This is a genomic window from Oceanisphaera ostreae (assembly GCF_042676125.1).
GTDB lineage: Bacteria > Pseudomonadota > Gammaproteobacteria > Enterobacterales > Aeromonadaceae > Oceanimonas > Oceanimonas ostreae.
Window position 1 is genome coordinate 1 of the sequence record NZ_JBHTJS010000068.1, and the last position, 1,440, is coordinate 1,440.

General features: G+C 48.0%; 1 protein-coding gene. It reads right to left on the bottom strand.

Annotated elements, in window-relative coordinates; genetic code table 11:
* Nucleotides 1-1,381: IS66 family transposase (tnpC, locus tag ACFQ1C_RS16135; protein ID WP_379559703.1), on the bottom strand; the 1,381-nt coding region annotated here is incomplete at its 3' end.
* Nucleotides 1,382-1,440: the final 59 nt, after the last annotated feature.

A 1,440-nucleotide genomic window follows, 5' to 3' on the forward strand; every position in this document is an offset into this window, starting at 1 on the left:
AAGCTGAGCTCGCTGACACAGACTGTTTTCGGCACGTCGAGAGATAGCTCCTGATTAAACAGAACATCTCAGCGCCTTGCATACTTCTAAAACAGCCAGATATTTTTTGCTGGACCTTGGTCATCCGGATGTCATTCTCACCCTGATTGTTGGTAAACGGCACCGTTACGTCAGACACCATAAAGCGCAAGACATCATCTTGATAGTCCCGTAATCGCTCTAATAATGCCCGTGATTTGGTGCGTTTTAGCCGCCCTCGTTGGCCCTTTTTTCGAGTGCTTTCATCTGGTGGCGGACAATGGATATCGCCCCTCGCTAAGATGCCCTGATATTCTTTTATATACTGCTGCTGGCTGAGCCCGTCTAACACACCCTCATCAATTTGCTGTTTATTTATCGTTTTTAATAAAGTTTGCAGCGCCTTGGCCCATTCCATGCCGTCCTGCTCCCAAGCACGCTCAAGTTCGCGCAGATGATGCGCATTGCACAAGGCATGCTCACATTGCGTGTATTGGTAATACGGTTTCCAATGGTCATGGCACAACACGCCCGTAAAATAAGGTAAAACACCCGCCTCATCCATGGCGAGCTTCCCTCTGTTTTTATGCGGGTAAAAATACGTCCACTGAGTGGTCGAGGCACCATGAAGCCAATGGCGTACGCCATCCACATTAATGCCCGTTTCATCGACATGCAGTAACGGCGACTGCGCTAAGGCGTGCTGGATGGCATCTTGCGCACCTGATGAACGCACTAATGTTGCGGCTTGCTCATTGAAATTAAACAAGCTGCCCGCACTGAGGGGGATACCGAGTTGATCGTTAAAGTATTCTTCGATGCGGTTGTAAGGGAGTAGCTGATATTGAGATAAATACACCGCATGGGCTTTCAGACCGGCGCCATATTGCACAGGGCGAGTCACACCGTGAGGGAACGGCCCCATGAAACGGGTACCGTGTTCATCTTCAAGGATCTGTGCTTGATACTCGGTGACGACTTTACTGATATCGATATCAACCACTTGGCGCTTTTGAAAGCCGACTTCGTGGTACCGGCCTTTCGGCAAGGAATCACGCTCCACATATATGATATTGATTTCATCAGGGGAGTCGGTTTGTAACAGGGTTTTTCCGATGCGACCAGGCTGGCCACCGGGCTTTAATTCAGAACCGGTAGTAGGGGATTTCTTGCGATTCGTGTCTTGAGAAGGAGGAATGCTGCTGTTTTTACTATTAAGGCCAAATTTTTGAGCCAACAACGTGACGATCATCAAAATGAGCTCAATCGACATTTTGAGAGAAGGTGTAATCGTTTTGTCTGCAATCAGTTGCTTTCGTGTTTGCTCAACAACGTCTTGGATATTGATGTCTTTTAAGTTCATTATGCACGGAGTTAGCTGGCTTAGGACTAGCATGACAGACTGACAGGATCGGTCAAATG